Source organism: Rhodanobacter sp. Root179 (assembly GCF_001428465.1).
Taxonomy (GTDB): domain Bacteria; phylum Pseudomonadota; class Gammaproteobacteria; order Xanthomonadales; family Rhodanobacteraceae; genus Rhodanobacter.
The window spans coordinates 71,548-94,410 of sequence record NZ_LMHR01000080.1; the positions used below are offsets into that span (position 1 = coordinate 71,548).

Here is a 22,863-nt window from a genome sequence, read left to right on the forward strand (position 1 = left end):
ATGGAAATTCAGCACTGGTCACTCTTGGGAATAATCGGTCACGCCCTTCTTCTTGGCTGTTGCTTTCTGGTCACGGTAGCGCATTTCATCATGGAGCCGCTTCGCTGGAATCGCTGCTATCAGCCGGTTGATTGCAGCCCTGCAGGGCACAAAGGCGTACGTGATGCATTGTTCTGTACAACTCTTGCCACCTATATCCTGCCATTCAAGCTCGGCATCCCACTGCGGATTTTCTTGCTACGCCGTCATGGCGAGCTGTCCTTGCACTTTCTTGGTGTCGTGATAGCGCTGGATGGCCTGGTTTCGTTGAGTGCATGGGCTGTCGTGGCCGCTTCCTGCGCATGGCTGGCAGCATTGCACTGGAGTCCGCCTTGGTATCTTTGGCTTGTGATTTTTGCAAGTGCCTTGGCCTGCGTTGCAGCAGTCACGGTACGGCGCGCGATAGGCTTGCGCCTGCTGCAGCGGCTGCGCGAAGCATTGGCGTTGCTGGATAATCCATGGCGGCGCATCGGCCTGTCAGCAGTGATCCTGCTTGTTGATGTCCTCTCTTATGGGTTACGTCATGCGATGCTGCTGTTGCTGGTTACGGGTGATTTCAGGCACATATGGATCGGTGGTTCGATCGGTATCATCGCCACGTTCGCCGGTATCGTCTCCGGTCTACCCATGGGATTGGTGGGTTATGACGCCACACTCGTTGCATTATTGACGCTAGTAGGTGTGCCTCCGGAGCAGGCGCTGCTGATTGCGTTGATCAATCGTGCGCTCAATCTTGCGTCAGCTGCCATGCTTGGGATTCCTGCCGCGATGCGACTGGGACTTGGATCAAGTGTGGGATCGATCATCAGAAAATTTCGGGAAATTGCGCATGACAGGACCTGACTACAGGGACTTCTACACTGAGGAAGCGGCTGGTTATGAGGCCAAGCGTTACGGCTCGCGCTACGGGCGGCTGTTTCGCATGTGGCAGCGCGAGGCGGTCAACCGGGCGCTTTCCGCCCGTCCGCGGTACGAGCGCATCCTTGATGTGGCGTCCGGTACCGGCCAGATGCTGCCCTCACTTGCGGCCGCTAGTGACTTGGTGGTTGCCAGTGACCTGACAGCTGCCATGCTGGCGGTGGCACGTGGGAACTGCGCGCAATTTCCGGTCGTTACCTATTGCGTGGCTGATGCGACCCGACTCCCCTATGTCGAGGGTGGTTTTGACGCCGTGGCGAGTTCGCGCTTTCTGCACCTTTTCCAGCCGGCGCAACAACAGGCGCTGATCATGGAAATGACGAAAGCGCTGGCTGCGGAGGGCATGCTGATCGTCGATTTTTACAGCGCAGATGGGCGTCGCGTCTTCGCGCCGGCAATTGGGATATACCGCTGGCTGCTGCGCAAGCGTCCGGAGAGTGACTATCGCGTATCCCTGCGTGAGGCGCGGAAGATGGTCGAGGCAGCCGGGTTGCGTGTTAGCAGCATCGAGGGCCTTGGCAATTTCCTGCTCGTTCCATGGCTGTGGCTACCGCAACCGTGGCTCTCGCGAATTGCGCGTTGGCTGGGTCGTCATTGTGCATTTATGTCGGAACAGTTCATCGTGGTGGCGCAGAAGTCGTGAGCAGGATAATCCTGCTTGCCCCTGGCGTAATACCTCCTTGGACGGAAGGACGGAAAATCTTCGTGACCGATTTGGTTGCTGATTTGCGGTCCCGTGGACTGGACGTGGATTTGTTGGATGGCACACCCGCGACATCGTCCGGCGGGATGATTCTGGATTCGTTGCTCCGACTACGCGCCATTTGCAGAGGCAAGGAGGCCGATACCGTGGTGGTATTTCCTTATGGAACCTTCCATGGCTTCCGCGGCTCGATCAATACATGGCTGCTGCGACGTTCACGTGCGATCTGCGCCAAGGCTGGTGTAACGCACATTCCGGTGTTCTACAGTTGTGTTGGGCTTGAGATGGATCAACTCGGACACCGCTTCGGACCCGCCTTGACGGTGGGTCGTTCGGGCCCGAATGTCGCGGCGATGCACCTCGGCATTCGTCATCCATCGCGAACCTGGCAGCCCACAGGGAACGGGCTGCAACGGGTGCTGTTTTTGTGCGGCTATCAGAAGCCGACATCCCGAGCACTGCATGACGTGCTGTACGAGCGTGGTCTCGTCGACCTGCTGGATGCTGGAAATCACATGGCCGCTGCCAACATCAGGCTCACGGTGGCGGTTCCGTTCCTGCGTGACGCTCGCATGTGCGAAAGGATGCGCAAGGAGATAGCGCGTCGATGCCCTGCGTTGGATGTTGAGCTGCAAGGCGAAGTCGATCCGTACGCATTGTTCCAGGGTCATGATGCATTTGCGTTTCCCTACCGCAGCGAACATTCGGTTTTCGTCCCGACGTCTCTCCTGGAGGCTATGTCGTTCGGTATCCCCGTCCTAGCTGCGGATCACGCGATGTACCGCGATCTAACCACGGTAGACAGCAGGGCCCGCTGCGGACTGTATCGGGTGGGCGACTCTGAGGACCTCGCACGAACCTTGTACACCATGCGGGGTGCATACGATGAGGAGGTCAGGAAGGCGTGTGTCGTATCCGGTGAGGTACGCAAGGAATGGACTGTGGAGCGCGCCGTTGTCGAGTTGCTTGCCGCTATCAGTTCGATGGCGAAATGATTTGCCGGACTGCTGCGATTACACGCTCAACATCGGCGCTGCTCAGTTTCGGTGAAAGTGGCAGGCTGACCGTCTGGCGACCGATGCGCATGGCGTTTGGCCACTGCTCTGGTCTCCAACCGTAACGCTGCTGGTAGTACGGATGCTCGGGTACTGACAGATAGTGCACGCCGGTTCCGATCTTGCGACTGTTCATGGCATCCAGGAAGGCGTCGCGTGAAATGCCACAGCGTCCTTCGTCGATCATGATCGTGAACAGGTGGTAGGCGTGTTTCGTATCGGGTGCCGGCGCAGCAGGCAGGCCGATGGGCAGATCAGCGAATACCTCCATATAGCGATTCCAGATGGCTTCGCGCCTTGTCCAGGTTCGTTCCACACGCGCGAGCTGGTGGATGCCGATCGCAGCCTGCAGATCCATCATGTTGTATTTGAAACCGGCCTCGACCACCTGGTAATGCTTGTAGCCCTGGTCACCGAAGCGATGCCAGGCATCCTTGCTCATGCCGTGCAATGCGAGAACCTTGGCGCGAGCCATGTTAGCTTCGCTCCGGCCGACAATCATGCCACCTTCCCCGGTGACGACATTCTTGGTCGCATAGAAACTAAAGCAGCCAAAGTCGCCAAAGGTTCCCGCCTTGCGACCGTGATACGTGGTCTCGATCGCGTGCGCGCAGTCTTCAATGACAACCAGCTTGTGCTTGTGGGCGATCGCCATGATCGCATCCATGTCACATGGGCGACCCGCGAAATGCACTGGCAAGATGGCGCGAGTGCGATCTGTAATTGTAGCCTCAATGGCTACCGGATCGATGTTCTGGGTTGATGGGTCGATGTCCGCCATTACCGGTGTGAGTCCAGCATGGATGATGGCGTTGACGCTCGCGCAGAAGGTCATTGGCGTGGTGATCACCTCCGCCCCAGGCTCCAGTCCAGCGGCAACCATACTGACGTGCAGTGCTGCGGTGCATGAGTTCACCGCCGCGACTTGCGTGGACGATATTCCCTGGTATGCCGCGAAGTCCCCTTCGAACTTGGCAACGCGGGGGCCGGTGCCGAGCCAAGCGGAGTTCATGCAGGCCACGACTTCGTCGATCTCAGATTGCTCAATCAACGGGGAACCAAAAATCAAGAAAGGTTCTTCATGGGTATTGTCTTGCGAACTCATTTCGAGGTTCCGCCGTGGTGGTGATCGTGAAGTGGAAACATGTGGTCTGCAATGATGTCACGCCGACGAATAGTCGGAAACAGGCTGCGGTTATCGCACCATCTTCTCGACCAGTGAAGATTCCAGTTCTACAATGTTGGGGTCGAGTCGCCCCCCAATATTCATGGTTTCAAGTTGTTGCAGCGCTCGGCGTGCGTCGGCTTCGCGCCCCAGCGCTATCAACATTCGGATGAGCGTGATTCTGTAGGCGGACTCATCGGGCGCAACCCGTACGGCCTGAGCCGTCAAGTTTTCACCTAGAGTGCGGTTTTCAAGCACGTTCCACGCGTAGTCGCCATAGGTGGCCAGCAGGCGCGCCCCGGGGTTCGGATGTGCCAGGGCCGCGTCGAACGCCGCCACCATGCGCTGCGCTGGCAGCGCGCAGCGGCGGTCGCGCGCGCATTGGGTCAAAGCCCCGAGCGAGCTTTCATCTTGCACTCCGGGCTTTCGGGCTCTCAGCTTGGCAATCATGCTGGACCACCACGCGTCCTTTAGCGGAAGCCCCATGCGCGAGTTCATGAAAATCAGCGCCTGCTCCGGCAGGATCGAAGAGTTGGGCAATGCGGCGGAAGCTTCCAGCGGTGCGTAGGCCAGGTGCGTGAATGGAGAGGCTGGGTCGTAGTGTGAATAGATAATGTAGGTGCGGCCCAGTTCATATTGCGCGCGGGGTGACTGTGGTGCGCGTGAGGCAAGGTCCTCGGCCAGTCGCAATGGATCCCCCCAAGCATGGGCGGTGTACGCGGTCAACGCGGTCCAGCAAAGCATGAGTCCGGCCAACAGCGCATGACGAAGCAGCGCTATGGGGAGCCCATTTTCTTTGGAATCGCTTGCTGATGGATCGGCGCCTACAGGAAGTCGCGGGGGCGCCGCCAATAACGGGATGATGACCAGTAGTAGTCCGAAACTGGCGAAGTAGTTGCGATGTTCGTAGATCAGTTCCAGCGGCAGGATGGTGCCGGTAAGCAATTGACAACCGAGGAACAGCGCGATGCCCAGTGCAGCCAAGGGGCGCCGCTTCTTTAGCCATACCGTCAGCACGACCAATACACCCAGAAACAAGATGCTTGCAAGCGTCGACGGTGGCGTCAGCAGGCCGCTCGATACCTGGAAGTCGTCATGATAGAACGACAACGCCTCCGGTGTCGGCAGCAATGTCCACACGAGGTAGTCGACGATGATGCGGGCTTCGCTGAGCAGGCGTGTGCCCAGGTCGAAGTCGCGTATGGCCCAGGCTTCCGGCTTCAGGATCTTCGGCAGCAGCCATACCATGCCGAGCGTCATCGGCAGTGCCAGTACCAGCACAAACAGCAGGGCAATTCGCCAGTCACGGCGCCTGGGCATCGATGCAAAGTCCGGTGCCGAAAAACCAAACAGCGCCCATTCGATCAGCGCGGCGTACAGCGGTAGCATCACAGCCGTTTCCTTGGCCAGCAGGCCGAGTGCCGTGGGGATGATGATGCTGGTCATGCATAGCGCGAAGCCACGCCACCTCCGTTGTCTTCGATCCGGATCACCATTGCATTGCTTCGGAACGGCGAGCATGGAGCGCCTGCCGGCGACATAACCCATCAGGCCTAGCAGCACGAAAAGGTTGGCCATGCTCTCCATGCGCTGCACCACGTACAGTACGGCGGTGAGGTTGATGGGAAGCAGCAGCCATGCGCCCGCAAGGATTGAGGCAATGATTCCCGGCCACCTAGATACCGAGGTTGCCAGCAGCAGTGCTCGCGCCAGCAGAAAAACCAGCACTCCGTTCATCAGGTGGATGACCAGGTTGGTCAGCTTCCAGTTGTACGGGTCGAGGCCGCTGGCCAGATAGTTCGCGGCGAAAGTCAGCGAAGCGAGCGGACGTTTGAACTCGCTGGCGGGAGAAGAAAGCGCGGCGCGCACCAAGCTTGCAGTATCGGCATCGACGGGATGTACACCTTGGTTATCGACGATGTTCGGATAATCGTCGAACAGCCAACCACCGCTTAAACCGGTGCTGTAGACAAGCGCTACGATAAGCAGGGTAAAGGCCAGTATCCGGAAACCGGGATTGTGGACTTTCGGTGTCGAACTCATTGGTGGTCTCGGCATAATCGCCGTAGGATGCCTGCGTCGGTCGGCGGGGCAGCTTCACGGGAATTCGCGGGAGCGGCAGGCGGCCCACTTTTACACAAATTTTGGGTTGATGAGTGATTGGGCCTGTGAGCCACGCTACGGGTGGTGCTAGTTTTCGCTTTCGTCAGGGACGGACCAGTCCGAGGATTGGTCCGTACGGGACCTCTCGTTGTGATCCCACACCAGACCATCCACACCAGACCACTGGCGACGCGTTCTGCGCCAACTTCAGGTTGTGTTGTCGCCCCTTGATTTCATTTGCGCTTTTCCGTTGGGGCGACCGCATTTTTCTTTTGCTCGGCCCGCAACTTCACCCGCAACGCACGCCAACTTTCTTCCCGAGACATCAAGGGTTCCAGTTTCTCCGTGAAATCCATGACGCCCTCGGCTTCAGCGAGACGGTTGGCATCAATGAGGTAGGTCGCTATTTGCTTCTCGTAAGCCAAGTCTCCTCGTATGAGGATAAGTGCCTGTTGCCATTGCTGGATGGCGAGTTCGGGATCGTGCAGGCTTTGGCTAGCCAGGTCGGCGTAGTTGATATAAAGGTCTGGCGACCATGGCAGTTGCTTCAATGCCAGTTCACAGGCTTCCTGCAATTGGTGTGCATCCACGTCGGCATCGTTGTTGATACGGGCGCTCAGGAGCGCTCGTAGCGCATTGGCTTCCTGCGGACCGAAGGGGCGGGTTTTTAGTTTGTGCAGCAGACTGTCCCACCAGACCTGTTGTAGCGGCACCTTCCCCACGGCGGCAAGCAGGAGCAGCGCTTGTTCTGGCAGTGGCGAAGAGTTTGGTAAGGCCATCCCCCGCTCCAGTTCGCCGATGGCCTTGTTTAGCAGTGCTGGCCGCGTGCCGTTTATGGACAGCTGCATATAGAGATTAGCCAGATCATAACTGGCGCGTGGCGACCCGGGGTTTTCTTCCGCCAACGTCACCGCCAGTTGCACGGGCTTGCCCCACGTGGCTGCGCGAAGCACGGTGAAGAATCCGAACGAAACGAGACAGATGGCTGCAAGCAGTCCGGGGAGTTTCGGATTTGCCCGCCGCGTGGCCATCCAGATCACGTCCGTCAACGCCAAGAGAATGCCGAACAGGGCGGGATAGTTGCGATGCTCGAACGCCAGCTCCAGCGGAATCGGGCTGCTGGTCAGCAAGTGCGCCATGAAGAACCAGCCAATGCCTAGTGCAAGCAGCGGGCGGCGTTTGCGTAGAGCAAACGCCAGAGTCACTAGTGATAGCAGGAACAGGCCGCCTGCCAACGTGGTGGCAGGATGCAGCCAGCCGGTGGATACAGCGTAATTGTCGTAATAGAACTTCATGGTGCCGCCGAGCGGAACGACGCACCAGCCTATGTACAGCGAAAGAACCCGCAACTGCGTCAGGGTGCGTTCCCATGCGGTATAGCCGCGCAGGGCATACGCTTGCTCCGACGTGTAATGCGGGATGAGGTAGAACATGAACAACAGGGCGGCTAGTACACATCCCAGTACATAGAAAAGCTGCCAGTTGCGTCGTGTGCTCTGTTTATCTGCCTGGAAGTGCAGCAGTGTCACTTCCAACAGAAGGGTGTAGCCAGGGATCAGTATGCAGGTCTCTTTCGCCCCATAGCCCACGGCCATCGCGACTGCGCTGAGGACAAGGTAGAGCCATGCTCGCTCGCCAGCGATTTGGCGTTGCCTTGCGCTCCAGTACGCCAGCAGTGCCAGCAGGGTGAATGTGAAACCCAGCAGTTCCATGCGCTGGACCACGTACATCACAGCAGAAACTTGCAGGGGATGCAGTGCCCAAGCGGTTGCGAGAATCAGCGACCACGTCGCGGCATGTCGTGAGTCCAGTGACTCCTTGTCAGGAGATGCCTTCCATCCGATTGTCAGCAGTCGCTTGGCGAACATTGCCAGCAGGACGGTATTGATCAAGTGGATGGCGAGGTTTGCCGACTTGAACCCGAATGTGCTTCCACCTAGCGCGTAATTGAGTGCATAGCTGAACATCGCCAATGGGCGATTGATGTTTTCGTGTGACCACGACCATACCCCAAGCCAGGCCTGCAAAGTCCATGTATGTACGTGCATGGCTGGGACATCGACAAAGTTTACGAAGTCATCAAAAATGAAGCCCCCTGACAGACCCGGCCACATGACGGCGGCGACGACCAAAAGGCAGGCTGCCATTCGCACAATGTGCAAGGCTTGGCCGTGGCGACTATTGGATGATCCGAGCGGCAGAGCCATGTACTGATCCTACGCATATGTGTATGGAAAAAAAAAGGAGGGGCCCAAAGCCCCTCCTTTTATATTCACCAGTGGGATATTTTTACATCCCTTGGCGCGCTCTGAAGGATTAGGTCCCAGAGCATCCCTTCGGAGCGAACTGGCTCAGGCCAGTGGTGACGCAGGACCACACGCCGCTCACGTTACGGCCCCAAGTAATGGTCTTGCCTGCAACTTTCGGATTACCCTTCAGCGTGCAAGCTACAGCGCTTGAGCCAGAACCGTCAGACGCAATGGCGCCAATGGTAATATCGCAGCGCTCGGTGGTCTTCTGAATACCCACCAACGTATAGTTAGCCGCTACTGACGCGCTCTTACCGTTGTTGATCATTTCCTCGATGGCTGTCTTTGCCGGAGTGATATCCGCCAGACCGGCAGTCGCCTGCGAACGAGCAACATAGTTCTGGTACTGCGGCAGCGCGATGGCGGCCAAGATCGCGATGATCGCAACCACGATCATCAGTTCGATCAGGGTAAAACCTTTCTGCATGGTCTTCATGGTGTTTCCTCTGTTTTGGTTAGCTAACCGTTGATGCCCCCTGAGCCCCGGTCCCGTATTCCCCCTAGGCGGGAACGGTACCCCTTACTCGCGGTCAGGAACGACCAGGAAGCTCACGGCAGTTCAAGCAGTTTGTATGCCATCACTGCCGCCGTGGTATTTCCGCATGGTTGTGGGCACGTCGATTGTGCACACAGTCACGAATCTCCACAAGCGATGCCGAAATGCCGAATTAAAGAGCTGTGCGCTCGGGTTGGTCGAGGGATTTGGCTTGTCGTGGCGTGTCATCAATTGACGCTGAGCGTCAGTTTCTGGCGCGAACAAGAGTTAGATGTGGCCAAGGAAGGGCAATGTGAGCAGTAGAAGGCTTGGTGATGTCGGGCATTGTGCGAGCCTCACGTCTGCCTAGACAGCGGTTTTACGGATAACAGCCCTTCGGAGTTTGGCGTGTCGCGAGATCGGTCTGGCACTTCCAGCTACCCGAACTGTCGCGAGCCAGCGTGATCTTCCTGTCCTTGACCTCGGGATTTCCCTTGATCTGACAGATGATCTCGCCCACGCCGTCGACCGGCGCGGTTGCCGTGACGTGGCAGCGCTCGGTGTCCTGCTGCATACCAAGATTGCCAACGGTGGTATAGAGCGTGGCGTCACTGTCACCGTTGTTGGTGCGTTCCTCGTATGCCGTGCGGCCCGAGGTGATTTCGTCAAGTGCGGCAGCCGCCTGCGACCGAGCAACGTAGTCGCTATAAAGCGGCAGTGCGATGGCCGCCAGAATGGCGATAATCGCCACCACGATCATCAACTCGATCAACGTGAAACCGGCGGAACGGCGCTGGTGCGACATGGTGGACTCCCCTGAGAGTCTCGTCAGACAGGCACGTTTTGTACCAATCGCCTCGGCGCCGCTCCGAATGGCTGGTAGATGCCCGGCAATGCGGCAGTCGTCACAGATTTGAGGGGGCTGCTGCCGTGCCAGGTGGAGCAGTGCGCGGCAGTTCGATGGGCGCCGACGCGTTTGGCGGCTCCGTGTGCAGAGCGGTGAAAAGGAAGGGGGTGAGCGATTCCACAAAGGTGGCGGTCAGATGTTGCGAATCCCGGAATACGACCATACCCTGGCGCTCTGCACGGCATGTGCTGTTGGAGCAGACCTTGTTGTTCAAATCCACCACGCCGACGTTGTCGAAGCGTGCACTGGCTTGCTGCAACCAGTGCAGGACATTGTCGTCACGTTCGCTGAAGATTGGCGCTTCGCACGTGTTCTGCCAGGGGTGCAGCCACGGCCACCAACTGCGCGATGAGAGGCAGCCGGGACCGTCAAACGGCAGATCGGGCGTTCCGCGTAGCAGATAGATGTGGCCGCTGCTGGAACTGATGGCCTTCAGCACGCGGGCGGTGCCTTCGACCCATTGGGTCTGAGTGAAGTCGCTGGTTTGTACAGATCCAAGGATCACGATGTCCGGTCGCATTTCGGCGATCTGTTGCAAGGCGTGTTGGCGCCAGGTCGCGCATTCCGTGTAGTACCGGCCGATGCGTGGATAGAATATCGGCTCATCCACCATGGGGCAGGACGATTTGGTCAGCACCACGAGACGCCAGTCTGGTCGATTGAAAACGATAGACACCGCTGGAAACCACTGGGCGCCAATGCTGTCCCCCATCAGCACGGCGGTGTGTTTGGCTCTTTCTGATCCGAAGGTGCAGGGCTTTACCGTGTCGCTGTGATACCACTCATCGCAGCCCATCTTGTAGATGGTGGGGATGTCGAAGCGGGCTTTTGTGTAACGCTGCTGACTGGGACTGTCCTGCCAGGCCAACGTGGCATTGAACCAGGTGATGCAGGCAACGTTGACGACGGCCATGAGCGCCAGCGCCGAAAGTACCGTGACCCCCGGGCGAACGATCCAGCGCGCCTGTTGGCGGATGGGTGACTCGACCCAACGATAAGACAGTGCGGCAAGCAGCAATGACAAGGCCACCAACGCTGCGCGATAGAGGGCGCTGTCGGTGACGAAGATTGCGCCGCCCAGAAGCAGAACCGGCCAATGCCACAGATACCAAGAGTACGACAGCCTGCCGATGCCTTGCAGCGGGCGCCAGCTGAGAGCACGTGAGACGCCGCTAAGCCCCGCGCCGCGGACACCCGCCACGATGATGGCTGCGGCGCCGATGGTGGGAAGCAGGGCGTGCCAGCCGGGATAGATGGTGTTGGCATCGAACCACAAGGCCGCAAGCAGGATCAGTCCAAGTCCCGCCCAGCCCAGGCCGCGGTAGGCGAGCGCGGACCCGGCGGGTGCGTTGTCACCCGTTCCGTCGGCTCGGATCGAGCCGAAATGCAGCCAAACCAGCGCGCCAGCCGCAAACTGCCATGCCCGCAGCGGCATCAGATAGAAGGCCAATCGCGGCGCGGTCTGGGTGAACGACAGGCAGGCAAGCAGGCTGATAATCGCAATCGCTGACATCACGGTGATCAGGCGGTCGGCAGGTGCGCCTTTGCTGCGCCACCAGCCCAGCGTCAGGACCATCAAGGCCGGCCATATCAAATAGAACTGTTCCTCAACGCCGAGCGACCATGTATGCAGGAACAGGTTGCTTGTGGCGCTGGGGTCGAAGTAGTTGATGTGGGCGAAGGCGAAGTAGACGTTGCTGAGCCAAAGGGCGGCCGCGGCCGCCCCGGTTGCCTGGCTACCCTGGTCACCCGGGGGTAACGCCGCTGCGGCGAACAGGCAGCTGCATGCCAGCATCGTCAGGAGTGCGGGAAGCAGCCGTCGAAAACGGCGCGCGTAGAAATTCGCGAACCGTATGCCGCCGGTTTCACTGATCTCTCGCCACAGGATGCCGGTGATCAGATAGCCGGAAAGGACAAAGAAAACATCCACGCCGACGAAGCCGCCGGCAAGCCAGGTCACCTTGGCGTGCGCCGCCACGACCAACAGGATAGCGACCGCCCGCAGGCCTTCGATATCACCCCGGTAACCCAGCCGATATTCCTGCTTGCCCAAAACTTCTTCCCCTTGGTGCAGCGCCGATCCGCGCTGGCGCGCGAAAGTGGCGATCATACACGCGGGCCGGACAGGAACAGGTGGCATGGTGCCAAGAGATGGTCTGCAGGCGGGCAAGGTGCGATCCGACGCTGACCGCCAACCGCCGACCGCCGATCGGGCTGGGTAATGACGCGGTAGAACTTGCCTGTTGCGTGCTCGCCGCTTACCGTCGTCTTTTGGCCCGTGCAAAGGAACCCCCCATGAAACCTCTGATAGCCGCGCTGCTTCTGGCGCTGGTCGCCGCTCCCGCGATGGCGAGTGACGCCGTGGATACCACCTTCGTCAAGGCGCAGGGGGAACACGCGTTCAATGTGCGCGACCTGGTGATGATGGATCGGGTGGGTGATCCGCAGTTGTCGCCGGATGGTCGCTATGCGGCGTTTGGCCTGCGCAGCACGGATTACGCGGCGAACAAGGGTGTGGGCGCGATTTATGTGCTGGATCTGTCGGCGGCGGGTGCGCAGCCGGTGAAGGTGGTCGACAAGGGCGGCTCGGCGCGCTGGTCGGCGGATGGGCGCAGCCTGTATTTCGTGGCGCCGGCGAAGGATGTGGCGCAGTTGTGGCGGGTGGATCTGGGCGGCAAGTCCGGCCTGAACCCGGGCAGGCATGCGGCGCCTGTCCAGGTCAGCCATGGCGCGCTGGATCTGGGTGGCTACAAGCTGTCGCCGGACGGCAAGCAGGTGTTGCTGTCGTATGAGGTGTTCACCGATTGCGCCACGCTGGCGTGCACGCAGCAACGCGTCGACGCACGCGACAAGGACAAGGCCAGCGGCACGATCTACAAGAAGCTGTTCGTGCGGCACTGGGATACCTGGGCCAATGGTCGGCGCAATCAATTGTTCGTGGGGCAGTTCGATGGCAAGGGCCAGTTGGCGGTCGAGCCGAAGCTGCTCAGCCGTGGCATCGACGGCGACGTGCCGAGCAAGCCGTTCGGTGACGAGGGCGAGTTCAGCTTCTCGCCCGATGGCAAGACCGTGTATTTCGACGTGCGCATCGCCGGAACCAGCGAGCCGTGGTCGACCAATTTCGACGTGTACAGCGTGCCGGCGGATGGCTCGGCGGCACCCAGGAACCTGACCGCAGAAAACAAGGCGTGGGATGCATCCCCGGTGGCGTCGCCGGACGGCAAGACGCTGTATTACCTGGCGATGAAGAAGCCGGGCTTCGAGGCGGACCGCTTCGCGGTCATGGCGCTGGACCTGGCCACGGGAGCGCGTCACGAGGTCGATCCGCAATGGGATCGCTCGCCCGGCGGGCTGACGATTTCGGCCGACGGCAAGACGTTGTACGCCACCGCCGACGACAACGGCCAGCACCCGCTGTTCGCGATCGATGCGGCCAGCGGCAAGGTCAGCCAGCTGGTGGGCGAGGGCACGGTGGGCGGCTTCTCGCTGGCCGCCGGCAAGCTGCTGCTGACCCGCGACGACCTGAAGCGGCCGGCGGATGTATACATGGCCCACGCCGATGGCAGTGACCTGAAGCAGGTCACCCATTTCAACGCAGCGGACCTGAAGAACGCGAAGATGGGTGATGCGGAGTTCTTCACCTTCAAGGGCTGGAACAACGAAACCGTGCAGGGCTACGTGGTCAAGCCGGTCGACTACCAGGCCGGGCAGACCTATCCGGTGGCCTTCATCATCCACGGCGGCCCGCAAGGCGCGATGAGCAACGGCTGGAGCTATCGCTGGAACCCGCAGACCTATGCCGGTCAGGGCTTCGCGGTGGTGACGGTGAACTTCCACGGCTCCACCGGCTATGGCCAGGCGTTCACCGATTCGATCTCCGGCGACTGGGGCGGCAAGCCGCTGGAGGACCTGAAGCTGGGCTGGAAGGCCGCGCTGGACAAGTACAGCTTCCTCGACGGCGACCGTGCCTGCGCGCTGGGCGCCAGTTATGGCGGCTACATGGTGTACTGGATGGCCGGCGTGTGGAACCAGCCGTGGAAGTGCCTGGTCGACCACGACGGCGTGTTCGACGCGCGCGCGATGTACTACGACACCGAGGAGCTGTGGTTCGAGGAGTACGAGAACGGCGGCACGCCGTTCGACCACCCCGAGAACTACGAGAAGTTCAATCCGGTCAACCACGTCAAGGACTGGCGCGTGCCGATGATGGTGGTGCACTCGGCGAAGGACTTCCGCATCCCCGACACCCAGGGCCTGGGCGCGTTCACCGCGCTGCAGCGCCGCGGCATTCCCAGCGAGCTGCTGCACTTTCCGGACGAGAACCACTGGGTGCTGAAGCCGCACAACAGCGTGCAATGGCACGACGCGGTGAACGCGTGGCTGAAACAGTGGACGGCGAAGGATGCAGCGAAAGCCGGTTCGCACTGAGCTGGTTGGTGGTGATCAAAACGGCGGCCTTCGGGTCGCCGTTTTTCTTTCCGTTCGGCTAGAACCTCCCCCTGCGGGCAGGGGGGAGGTCAGGAGGGGGGGCCGCGGGTCGCGGGGAAGATCAAGAGCGAACCCCACCCCGGCCCTCCCCTGCGAGCAGGGGAGGGAGCGAGGCGCGCAGTTGCGATCTGGCTCCTCCCCCTGCGCGCAGGGGGAGGCAGGGAGGGGGTGACGCTCTTGATCTGCTCAGCGCAGCAACGCGCGCAGGCGGCTGCGGGTGAAGGCGCCCATGCGGAGCTGTTCGCACAGGGCTTCGAGTTGTTCGGCCGGGCGGCTTTGGCGCTGCAGGGCCTCGATGCTGCTGGCGCCGGGGGCGTCCAGGGCGATGCGGGTGAGGCGGCGGTAGATGCGCGCCTGTTCGGCGTGTTCGCGCAGTTTGGCGGCGCAGGCGGCGGCACCGCGCAGGCGCAGGAAGGCGACTTCGTCGATGCGCTCGAGCAGGATGTCTAGGCTGCCGAAGTGGCTGAGCAGGGCGGCGGCGGTCTTGGCGCCGACACCGGGGACGCCCGGGATGTTGTCCACGCTGTCGCCGCACAGGGCCAGGTAGTCGGCGACCTGGTGCGGGTGCACGCCGAGCTTTTCGTGCACGCCGGCCGGTCCCCAGCGCAGGCCGCGGCCATAGTCCCACTGCTCGTCGTGCTCGCCCAGCAACTGGCCGAAGTCCTTGTCGGCGGAGACGATCACGCTGCGCCAGCCCTGGGCGCGCAGGTTCCACACGGTGCTGCCGATGAGGTCGTCGGCTTCGTAGCTATGGTCGATCATCAGGCACAGGCCGAGCGCCTCGGTGATCGCGCGGCACTGCACGAACTGCCGCTCGAGATCCGGCGGCGGCAGCTCGCGGTTGGCCTTGTATGGCGGATAGATCGCGTTGCGGAACGAGCTGGTCAGCGAGGCGTCGAAGGCCACCGCGATGTGTTCGGGCTGCACGCGTTCGAGCAGCTCGCACAGGAAACGGGTGTAGCCATGCACGGCATTGACCGGGTGGCCGTCGACGTCGTGGAACTCGTCCGGCATCGAGTGCCAGGCACGGAACACGTACAGGCTTCCATCAATCAGATGGACGGCTGGACGGCCATTTTCGGTGGCGTTCACGGGGTCCAGCTGCTGAGCAGGTCGCCCAGCGCCGGGCGATCGCGATCGGGGACGTCGGTTTGTGGCGTGCCCAGGTGGATGAAGCCGATCACCTGCTCGTTGTCGGCCAGGCCAAGCAGCGCCGCCACTTCGCGGTCGTAGGCGGCCCAGCCGGTGAGCCACTGGGCGCCGTAGCCCAGCGCGAAGGCGCCCAGCAGGATGTTGTGGGCCACCGTGCCGGCGGACAGTTTCTGCTCGATTTCCGGCACCTTGCTGAGGGTGTCCAGGCGGGCGATCACCGCGATCACCAGGGGCGCGAAGGTGTAGCGCAGGCGATCCTTCTCCAGCTTGGCGTCGGACATGTCGGGGTGGTTCTTCTGCGCGATCTCCGCCACGCGCCGGCCGAAGACCAGCTTGGCCTCGCCCTGCAGGCGGATCAGCCGGAACGGCACCAGCTTGCCGTGGTCGGGCACCCGGATGGCGGCCTCCAGCAGCTCGTGCAGGGTGGCCTCGTCCGGCGCGGGTTCGCCGAGCTGGCGCGAGGGAACGGAATGGCGTTGCTGCAACAGGGAAAGATCGAAGGGCATGAAGGGGTTTCGATGAGGAGGAATCAGGCCGGCATCGGCAACTGGAACGAGCCCGGCAGCAGCGCGGCCACGCTGGTCTGTTCGGTGTCGCCGTGCAGGTTGCCCAGCAGCACCGGCATGGCGTCGTGGCACAGCTCGGACATCACCTGGCGGCAGGCGCCGCAGGGACTGACCGGGTTCGGCGTGTCGGCGATCACCGCCAGCGCTAGGAAGTCGCCACGCTGGCAACCGGCCGCGATCGCGCTGAACAGGGCGGTTCTCTCGGCGCAGTTGCACAGGCCGTAGGCGGCGTTTTCCACGTTGCAACCGCTGAACTGTCGGCCATCGCGGGTGAGCACGGCAGCGCCGACCTGGAAATTTGAATAGGGCGCGTAGGCCTGAGCGCGCGCGGCGCGCGCCAGGGTCAGCAGGTGATCGAAAGCATCGGGTGATACGGACATCGGGATCTCCATCAGCGACCCCGGGTGGCGCGAACTGCGGTAACCGGCGGGCCAGCTTACTCTGTCGCACGCGAGCGGATCAAAGGCTGGCTGTCCGGCGCTGCGGGTCGGGGGCTTAGAGCTTGCAGCGTTGCATGATGGGCACGCCGACATGCCGGGTTACGGCACCGAGCGCGCGGACCGCTCGCTGCGTGTGGCCGGGCAGGTGCCGGGTCAGTACGGCGCTGTACTCGATGGCGGGCTGGCCGCCGCGTTGCCGCTTGAAATGCGCCACGCCGGCGCTGAGGTTGACCAGGCAATCGTCGTCGATGGCCTGTTGCAGTACCGTCGCCGCCAACATCCGGTACAGGCCGATCCTGACCGGCAGCCCGGTGTTGTAGCCCACGATGGGTGAGGTCAACAGATTGCCGAAGGGGAAGATGCCGACCGCGCCTTGCAGCATGCCCTGTTCATCGCGGATGCCCTTGAGTTGCAGCAGGCCAGCCATCGACCACGCCTTGATCAGCGTCCAGTGGTAGCGCGGATTCAGGCCGGAATATTTGTCGAGATACAGCTGGGCATACAGCTCGGCGATCCGCCGGAAATCCTCATCGACGAACCGGGAGCACAGGGTGCCTTCGCGTGAGGCGCGACGCAGCAGCGCCAGATCCCGCTTGAAGTCGGCGTGCCGGTGGGCCAGCGCCGCCACGTCGGAAAACAGGTAGACCTGCCGGCTGGGTACCAGGGTGAAGCCGCGTCGCGCCAGCGCGTCCAGCCAGTCCCCGTGGTGCGCCGTGTTGAGCGATCGAAACCACAGCGCGTGGGTCGGCCAGCGCGCCAGTGCCGCGTCCACGACCTGATCCAGCGCCAGTTCGCGCAGCGACGGATAGGCATTGGTGGAAACCAGCCAGTTGTTGATCGCCACGGCGCGGTCGATCCGCGCACGGGCAAGCCAGCCGCCCATGCCGGCGGCGATCCATTGCAGGGGGGCCGTGAGCCGCGGGTGTCCCAGTCGGGCGATTTCCTCGGCGGCGTATGTCGCATACGTGGTCAGTGGCGAGCAGACCCACGCATTGTCCGGTTCGGCATCATTGACGGTGACGGGAAACAACACGCCGCCCACATCGAGCGCGTCGACTTCGGTGCGCACGTTGGCGATGAACGGCTGCGTCGGTCGCTGCCGATGGATGTCCAGAAAGGCCGCAGCCCTGCGGTTGAAGTCGGCTATCGCAACCTCGGGCGCGATGCTCAAGGCGCTTCCAGCCGTTCGCCGTCCCACTCGGTATCGCAGGTGGCGGCCTGGCGCAGGCTGCAGCGGTCGCGCCAGGCGATCCTCGCGTACGATGCCAGGTCCAGCACGCCGCCAAACAGGGGCATTGCGTCGCCGGGTGCCACGATGACATCGCAGGCGCGTCGCATGTCCCGCCACCAGCGACCCAACTGTCGCGTGCGTAGGGCCTGGGCGCCGCCGGCACACAGCATCACGGCGGCGATCATGCGCGGCTGGTCGCATGACGGGGTGGCGCAGCTGTCCGCCGTGCCGGCCAGCGCGGCGGGCACGGCGTCGTCAGGGCCGAACAGGTGAACACCGCTGATCGCGCGCGGATTGCACTCGAGCACCTGGAGTTCGCCGTTATCCGATTCGATCCAGTCGAAAGACAACTGTCCGGTGTAGTTCATCTTGCTCGCGAAGCGCTCGACGAACTCGCGGATGCGGGGCGATTCGTGCGCTTCGAACAGGAAACTGGAACTGGCCTTGAGCCGATAGCTGGGCCGATAGCTGACGTGGGCGCGCAGCCGACCGCGATCCACCACGCTGTACGAACATATTTCCTGGCCGTGGCAATAGCGTTGCACCACCCAGCGTCCGGCCAGCCTGAGCGGTTCGGCCTGTGTCGGAATGCCGTCGGGATGGAGCCGGACATGGACGCCGAAGCGCGAGTATTCGGGCTTCAGCACCACGGCGTCGGCGCCCGCCCAGTGTCGCGCCTGCTCGAGTGTGTCGACGCACGCGCTTTCGGGAACCGTGGCGCCGCAGCCCTGGGCGGCTTCCAGGAAATGCCATTTGCTGTGCAGCAGTCGCATGGTTTCGAAGGCGTCGACCACGACGCGCACCGTCGCCGGCAACGCGGAGCGATAGCGGGAGAGAAAGAACGCCTCCTCGCAGGTGGGCACCACCAAGTCGATGCGGTGGTCGCGGATGATCCGGCAGAGCGCCTCGACATAGGCGCGCGGCGCAAAGCGCGCCGATGGCAGCGCCACCGTGCGGGTCGCCGCACGCGACCATCCGGAAATTCGGCACGCAACGCTGTCGCCGATCGTCACCGTCCAGCCTTGGTGGGCAAAGCGCCGGGCGTGATCAAGCGCCACCGGGGCGCGGCCGCCGAGAATGAGTACGTTAGGCATGCGAGGCCTCGCCGAGCTTGAACAGGCGGCGAACCCGGCGGCATTTGCGCGTTGCCGAGTGCTCGATGCCGATGTCGAAGGATACGTGCGGAACGCATGCGCCGAGCCGCCGGGAACAATCGGCGATGGCCTGACGCACCTGCTGGCGCTGGTCGTCGGACAAGTCCGGTTGCACGGCAATGCGCAACACGTCGACCTCGTGTTGTTCGATGAGGTAATCGGCTGCGTGCGGCGCGGCATTGAGCAGGGTGCGCGATAGCAGGTCGGGAAACAGCGGCACCAGGCCCGCGCCGCGCGCGTTGCCCAGCCACACGATGTCGTCTTCGCGGCCTTCGATGCGCTCGATCGCGATGAACGGCGAGCCGCACGGGCAGGGATGTTCGCGCTCGACCAGCACGTCGTTCAGTCGATAACGGATGACCGGCTGCGTACGCCGGTACAGGTCGGTGATGATCGGCGCGAATCGACGCGTGGCGCGATCGATCCAGTCCCGTTCGACGATCAGACAATCCTCGTTGAGATGCACGCTGCCGTGTCGGCAGGTATGGCCGAGGAAGCCCTCGGTGGCCTGGTAGATCTGCTCGATGCCCACGCCGAACGCCGTGGTGATCCGTTCGGCATCCACCGGATCGAGCACTTCGGCGGCAGCGATCACGCGGCTCGGTGCCAGGCGGAGCGTGCCGGCCAGCACCGCATCGGCCGCCAGCGCCAACACGCTCGGTGGCCCGACCAGGATCGTCGGCTTGAACGCATCCAGCCGGGCGAGCACGTCGTCGAACGGCATAGCCAGATCGACGTACCGGAACTGCAGCCGCAGGCCGCCGGAGAGCGTGTCGTACAGGTTGCTGCCGGCACGCAGCAGCAGGGCCACGCGCGCTGGCGCAAAAATGCCGTCGGGCAGCATCTTGGCCAGCAGGGTGCCGGCCCAGCGCAGGCGCTCGGAGCGGCTGGCCATGAATACTCCGCGTGCGCCGGATGTTCCGGTCGACATGCCGATGGCGACGTCGTTCAGCATCGGACTGAAGTCGCGCGTCCGCTCCGCTTCCGCCGCCACCGCAAGCGCCTGCGCCAGTGTGATGCCCGCGGTGTTGATGTGATCGAAGCGGCTCATCCAGACGCGCTTGTCGATCACCGGCAGATCGCCGAAATCCTGGTGGCAGCAGGCGGCGTAAAAAGGCGATCGCGCAAACACCTGCTTGCGCAGGCGGCGCCATTGTCGCTGCTGGTGTGCCACGACATCGGCACGACGGCGAAGCCGCTGCAGGCGCCTGGCCGCCGCATGGTTCCAGAGCAGCACGATCGCATCGAACAGGCGGCTCATCGTGCGCGCCACTCGCTGCAGTGGGACGGCAGCAGACGGATCGCCGGTGCCGCCTTGTTCAGCTGATGCAGTCGCTGCAAGGTATCGCGATAGGCCTGCGTGTCGCCGAGCCACGCGGTGACCAGCGCCGGCGGTGGCACGCCTTCCCGGATGGCCTGCGACGACCATGCGGCATCAGCCACCAGGAAGGTCGACGTGCCGTGCGGATCGTCGAACAGCAGGCCGTAATGACCGGCTGCATGACCGGGCAGCGCGATGGCCAGCAGACTGCCATCGCCGAGCAGGTCATGACCGGTGCCGAAGTCGGCAAGCGCGGGCGGAAGCTGTCGCCGCGGCGCATCCTCGATCCAGTGGACGCGATCGAGGAAGTCGTCGGGCAGCAGCCGTGGCAGCAGTCCGTGCTTGAGCGATCCCAGTCGGCTGCGCGCGCGCATGTCTTCCCAGGCCGCGCGCGAGCAACTGAGCGCCGCGCCCGGGAAATCATGCAGCCCGCCGACATGGTCGCCGTGCAGATGCGAGATCACCACGCGGCCGATGTCGCCCGCGGCCACGCCATCGCGCCCGAGCTGCGCGCACAGCGATTCGCCGGCGGCCAGATGCACCGGGGTCACCGCGCGGTACAGCCGTTCCGGCAGGTGCCGGGTGGCGTCCATGAAATGCTCCGAGTAGCCCGTGTCGAACACGATCCAGCCCTGCTGCGGGTGGCGCAGCGCGAATGCATGCGCCGGATAACGGATCGATGCAAACGGCGCGCCTTGCCGCGTCGCGCATTCGGGATGCGTGCAGTGGCCTGCCTCGTACGCGCGCCATTCAATGCCGGGCACGGGATTTCCACCAGCGCGCAAACTGATCGATGCCATCGGCCACGCTGACCGATGGCGCGTAGCCGAGCTGTCGGCGTGCCGCGGAGATGTCCAGGACCTGCGAGAAACCCAGCACGCCGACGCCGTAACGACTGAGGCGAGGTTCAGGCTGGCCGGGCCGCAGGTTGGCGACCTTCTCCGCCAGTGCGCCGAGGGCCAGCGCCAGCGGACGCGGCAACGGGATCATCCTGACCTTCAGGTCGAGCGCCGCGAAAAGCTGCTCCAGCAAGGCGTTCACCGACATCGGTTCTCCGTTGGTGATGTTGAAGGCGCGGCCATCGGTCGGCGCACCGGGCCGCAAGCATGCTTCCACCGCGGCGACCACGTTGGCCACGCAGGTCACGTCGATGCGAGCGTGGCCATCGCCGATACGCGGAAACCATCCTCGCTCGGCCAGCGCCAGCAGTCGGGGAAAGATCGCCCGGTCGCCTTCGCCGAACACCGCCCGGGGCCGCAGGATGACCGCTGGCAATCCGGCAGCCGCCGCCTTGCGCACGCACAGCTCGCCCAACCATTTGCTTTCCGCGTAGGCGTTGATCCACCGGCGCGGCGGCTCAAACGCTTCGGGCGTGTTCAGCTGATCGCCGAGGCGGAAGTAGATGCTGGGTGACGAGAAATGCACGAAGCGCCGCACGCCGGATTGAAGCGAGGCGTCGAGCAGCCGCTCGGTGGCGAACACGTTTGCCGCCAGGAACCGTTCGCGCTTTCCCCACGGCGAGGACAGCGCCGCGCAATGGACGACCGTGTCGGCACCGTCGATCAGCGTCGGCAGGGCATCGGTGGAAAGATCGCCGATGTGCGTGCGCAGACCGGCGGCAGACAGCGGCGCCAGCCGCGAGGCATCGCGGCCGCTGGCAATCACCTCGTGCCCGATGGCATGCAGCTGCCGCGCCACATGCGAACCGATGAATCCCGAAGCTCCGGTGACCAGCACACGCGCCATGGTTCAATACCTCAGGATCGCGCCGCCGAATGAGAGCCCCGCGCCCGAGCCCACCAGTGCCGTCAGGTCGCCTCGCCGCAGCCTTCCGGATGTGATCGCGTGATGCAGCGCCACCGGAATCGATGCCGCCATCTGGTTGCCACGCGTGGCCAGCACCTTCACCAGCATTTCCGAGGGAAGCTTCAACGCGGCTTCCAGATGAGCGAGCCCCTTGGCGCTGGCCTGATGTGGAATGATGCAGCCGAGTTGGGCGAGCCCCACCTGCGCGCGATCGAACAGCCGGTCGAGGAACCGCGGCAGCCGCTGTGCGGCCATCCGGTAGGTCGCGCGCCCCTGCATCTCGAAACAGGCACCGCGAAGGAATTCGGCCATGTCGTGGCGCGGCCGCACCCGCGTTCCGCCGGATCGCACCTGGCACAGGTCGGCTCCGGCGGAATAGGTCTCAAAGTGCGTGCCGAGCAGCTCGGCGCCGTCCGCGCCATCCGCACTGCCGAGCACCACCGCAGCCGCGCCATCGCCGAAAAGCATGACTGTCTCCGCGTCATCCAGGCGCAAGCCTGCCGACGCAATTTCGCTGGATACCACGAGCACGCGTCGATATCGGCCCACCGCAATCGCGGTGCTCAACAGGTCGAGCGCCGCGATGAAGCTCAGGCAGGTGGCGTTGATGTCGAAGGCGGGAATGCCGCTTTCCTCCAGGCCGAGCTGGCGCTGGATCAGGGTGCCGGTACACGGGATGGCCTGTTCCATCACGCTGCATGCCGAGACGATGCAGTCGAGCTGTTGCGCTTCCATGCCGGCGGCTGCGAGCGCGGAACGTGCGGCCATGGCTCCCATCGATGAAGTCGTTTCGGCATCCCCGGCGTAGTAGCGCCGTTCGATGCCGGCGTGTTTCAGGGTCCAGCCCGGCGCCTTCTTCAAGCGTTCATCCAGCTCAAGCGATTCGACGCATGTGGCGGGAAGATGCTCGCCGGTACCAAGAATGCGGAGCGATAGCGGGTGGATGCGCACGATGCCTGACCTCGGAGTGAAACCGTTGCATGGAGCGTGCATGGCCTGGCAAGCGATGTGCAAACCGGCATGCCAGACAC

19 protein-coding genes are annotated in these 22,863 nt (G+C 62.8%); 4 read left to right on the top strand and 15 right to left on the bottom strand.

Annotated features, from left to right (window positions below):
- The 3 genes from ASD82_RS17385 to ASD82_RS17390 all read left to right on the top strand — a co-directional run bounded on the left by ASD82_RS17385 (window position 1) and on the right by ASD82_RS17390 (window position 2,655).
- Window positions 1-882 (top strand): lysylphosphatidylglycerol synthase domain-containing protein, encoded by an 882-nt coding sequence (locus ASD82_RS17385; protein WP_082585315.1) that lies wholly within the window; start codon window positions 1-3, stop codon window positions 880-882.
- Window positions 869-1,600 (top strand): class I SAM-dependent methyltransferase, encoded by a 732-nt coding sequence (locus ASD82_RS10910; protein WP_056717866.1) that lies wholly within the window; start codon window positions 869-871, stop codon window positions 1,598-1,600. Before ASD82_RS17385 ends, ASD82_RS10910 begins: the two co-directional genes overlap by 14 nt.
- 62 nt (window positions 1,601-1,662) lie before the next feature.
- A complete protein-coding gene (locus ASD82_RS17390) occupies window positions 1,663-2,655 on the top strand; it encodes a glycosyltransferase (protein ID WP_162253825.1) in 993 nt (330 codons plus the stop codon).
- Here ASD82_RS17390 and ASD82_RS10920 read toward each other — a convergent pair.
- From ASD82_RS10920 to ASD82_RS10945, 6 genes are all read right to left on the bottom strand, one after another.
- Window positions 2,636-3,820: a DegT/DnrJ/EryC1/StrS family aminotransferase gene (locus ASD82_RS10920; RefSeq protein ID WP_056717868.1), complete on the bottom strand. Its 1,185-nt coding sequence runs from the start codon at window positions 3,818-3,820 to the stop codon at window positions 2,636-2,638. The two genes, ASD82_RS17390 and ASD82_RS10920, sit on opposite strands and share 20 nt — an antisense overlap.
- A 90-nt stretch (window positions 3,821-3,910) precedes the next feature.
- A complete protein-coding gene (locus tag ASD82_RS10925) occupies window positions 3,911-5,923 on the bottom strand; it encodes a hypothetical protein (protein ID WP_056717869.1) in 2,013 nt (670 codons plus the stop codon).
- Between the two features lie 293 nt (window positions 5,924-6,216).
- Window positions 6,217-8,190, bottom strand: coding sequence for a hypothetical protein (locus ASD82_RS10930; protein WP_157599245.1), 1,974 nt, complete (start codon window positions 8,188-8,190; stop codon window positions 6,217-6,219).
- 109 nt (window positions 8,191-8,299) lie between these two features.
- The gene (locus ASD82_RS10935; protein WP_056717871.1) at window positions 8,300-8,728 is read right to left on the bottom strand and encodes a pilin; all 429 of its coding nucleotides are present in this window, start codon (window positions 8,726-8,728) and stop codon (window positions 8,300-8,302) included.
- A 418-nt stretch (window positions 8,729-9,146) separates the two neighbouring features.
- Window positions 9,147-9,572: a pilin gene (locus tag ASD82_RS10940; RefSeq protein WP_056717872.1), complete on the bottom strand. Its 426-nt coding sequence runs from the start codon at window positions 9,570-9,572 to the stop codon at window positions 9,147-9,149.
- Window positions 9,573-9,672: 100 nt separating this feature from the next.
- Window positions 9,673-11,784: an acyltransferase family protein gene (locus tag ASD82_RS10945; protein WP_056717873.1), complete on the bottom strand. Its 2,112-nt coding sequence runs from the start codon at window positions 11,782-11,784 to the stop codon at window positions 9,673-9,675.
- A 185-nt stretch (window positions 11,785-11,969) separates the two neighbouring features.
- Between ASD82_RS10945 and ASD82_RS10950 the strand changes: the two genes are divergently transcribed.
- Entirely contained in the window at window positions 11,970-14,102 is a 2,133-nt protein-coding gene (locus ASD82_RS10950) for a S9 family peptidase (RefSeq protein ID WP_056717874.1), read from the top strand.
- A gap of 246 nt (window positions 14,103-14,348) precedes the next feature.
- Here ASD82_RS10950 and ASD82_RS10955 read toward each other — a convergent pair whose 3' ends face one another.
- From ASD82_RS10955 to ASD82_RS10995, 9 genes are all read right to left on the bottom strand, one after another.
- The gene (locus ASD82_RS10955) at window positions 14,349-15,254 is read right to left on the bottom strand and encodes a 5'-3' exonuclease H3TH domain-containing protein (protein ID WP_082542644.1); all 906 of its coding nucleotides are present in this window, start codon (window positions 15,252-15,254) and stop codon (window positions 14,349-14,351) included.
- Window positions 15,251-15,820, bottom strand: a complete 570-nt coding sequence (locus ASD82_RS10960; protein WP_056717875.1) for a nitroreductase — start codon at window positions 15,818-15,820, stop codon at window positions 15,251-15,253. Before ASD82_RS10960 ends, ASD82_RS10955 begins: the two co-directional genes overlap by 4 nt.
- A gap of 23 nt (window positions 15,821-15,843) precedes the next feature.
- Window positions 15,844-16,260, bottom strand: a complete 417-nt coding sequence (cdd, locus tag ASD82_RS10965; protein WP_056717895.1) for a cytidine deaminase — start codon at window positions 16,258-16,260, stop codon at window positions 15,844-15,846.
- Window positions 16,261-16,375: 115 nt separating this feature from the next.
- On the bottom strand, window positions 16,376-17,491 hold the full coding sequence (locus tag ASD82_RS10970) for a hypothetical protein (protein ID WP_056717876.1): 1,116 nt from the start codon (window positions 17,489-17,491) through the stop codon (window positions 16,376-16,378).
- The gene (locus tag ASD82_RS10975; RefSeq protein WP_056717877.1) at window positions 17,488-18,645 is read right to left on the bottom strand and encodes a hypothetical protein; all 1,158 of its coding nucleotides are present in this window, start codon (window positions 18,643-18,645) and stop codon (window positions 17,488-17,490) included. Before ASD82_RS10975 ends, ASD82_RS10970 begins: the two co-directional genes overlap by 4 nt.
- Window positions 18,638-19,966 (bottom strand): F390 synthetase-related protein, encoded by a 1,329-nt coding sequence (locus ASD82_RS10980; protein WP_157599246.1) that lies wholly within the window; start codon window positions 19,964-19,966, stop codon window positions 18,638-18,640. The genes ASD82_RS10975 and ASD82_RS10980 overlap by 8 nt, the downstream gene beginning before the upstream one ends.
- Window positions 19,963-20,790 carry an MBL fold metallo-hydrolase gene (locus tag ASD82_RS10985; protein WP_235580691.1) on the bottom strand — a complete coding sequence of 276 codons (828 nt, stop codon included), beginning with the start codon at window positions 20,788-20,790 and terminating at the stop codon, window positions 19,963-19,965. Before ASD82_RS10985 ends, ASD82_RS10980 begins: the two co-directional genes overlap by 4 nt.
- Complete coding sequence (locus ASD82_RS10990) at window positions 20,777-21,772, bottom strand: NAD-dependent epimerase/dehydratase family protein (RefSeq protein ID WP_056717880.1); 996 nt, start codon at window positions 21,770-21,772, stop codon at window positions 20,777-20,779. The genes ASD82_RS10985 and ASD82_RS10990 overlap by 14 nt, the downstream gene beginning before the upstream one ends.
- Before the next feature lie 3 nt (window positions 21,773-21,775).
- A complete protein-coding gene (locus tag ASD82_RS10995; protein WP_235580692.1) occupies window positions 21,776-22,777 on the bottom strand; it encodes a 3-oxoacyl-[acyl-carrier-protein] synthase III C-terminal domain-containing protein in 1,002 nt (333 codons plus the stop codon).
- Window positions 22,778-22,863: the final 86 nt, after the last annotated feature.

What these genes read in the sequence shown, in the direction of transcription:
- ASD82_RS17385 (WP_082585315.1), top strand. Translation starts at nt 1, where the DNA reads ATGGAAATTCAGCACTGGTCACTCTTGGGAATAATCGGTCACGCCCTT.
- ASD82_RS10910 (WP_056717866.1), top strand. Translation starts at nt 869, where the DNA reads ATGACAGGACCTGACTACAGGGACTTCTACACTGAGGAAGCGGCTGGT.
- ASD82_RS10920 (WP_056717868.1), bottom strand. Translation starts at nt 3,820, where the DNA reads ATGAGTTCGCAAGACAATACCCATGAAGAACCTTTCTTGATTTTTGGT.
- ASD82_RS10925 (WP_056717869.1), bottom strand. Translation starts at nt 5,923, where the DNA reads ATGAGTTCGACACCGAAAGTCCACAATCCCGGTTTCCGGATACTGGCC.
- ASD82_RS10930 (WP_157599245.1), bottom strand. Translation starts at nt 8,190, where the DNA reads ATGGCTCTGCCGCTCGGATCATCCAATAGTCGCCACGGCCAAGCCTTG.
- ASD82_RS10935 (WP_056717871.1), bottom strand. Translation starts at nt 8,728, where the DNA reads ATGAAGACCATGCAGAAAGGTTTTACCCTGATCGAACTGATGATCGTG.
- ASD82_RS10940 (WP_056717872.1), bottom strand. Translation starts at nt 9,572, where the DNA reads ATGTCGCACCAGCGCCGTTCCGCCGGTTTCACGTTGATCGAGTTGATG.
- ASD82_RS10945 (WP_056717873.1), bottom strand. Translation starts at nt 11,784, where the DNA reads ATGATCGCCACTTTCGCGCGCCAGCGCGGATCGGCGCTGCACCAAGGG.
- ASD82_RS10950 (WP_056717874.1), top strand. Translation starts at nt 11,970, where the DNA reads ATGAAACCTCTGATAGCCGCGCTGCTTCTGGCGCTGGTCGCCGCTCCC.
- ASD82_RS10960 (WP_056717875.1), bottom strand. Translation starts at nt 15,820, where the DNA reads ATGCCCTTCGATCTTTCCCTGTTGCAGCAACGCCATTCCGTTCCCTCG.
- cdd (WP_056717895.1), bottom strand. Translation starts at nt 16,260, where the DNA reads ATGTCCGTATCACCCGATGCTTTCGATCACCTGCTGACCCTGGCGCGC.
- ASD82_RS10975 (WP_056717877.1), bottom strand. Translation starts at nt 18,645, where the DNA reads ATGCCTAACGTACTCATTCTCGGCGGCCGCGCCCCGGTGGCGCTTGAT.
- ASD82_RS10980 (WP_157599246.1), bottom strand. Translation starts at nt 19,966, where the DNA reads ATGAGCCGCCTGTTCGATGCGATCGTGCTGCTCTGGAACCATGCGGCG.
- ASD82_RS10990 (WP_056717880.1), bottom strand. Translation starts at nt 21,772, where the DNA reads ATGGCGCGTGTGCTGGTCACCGGAGCTTCGGGATTCATCGGTTCGCAT.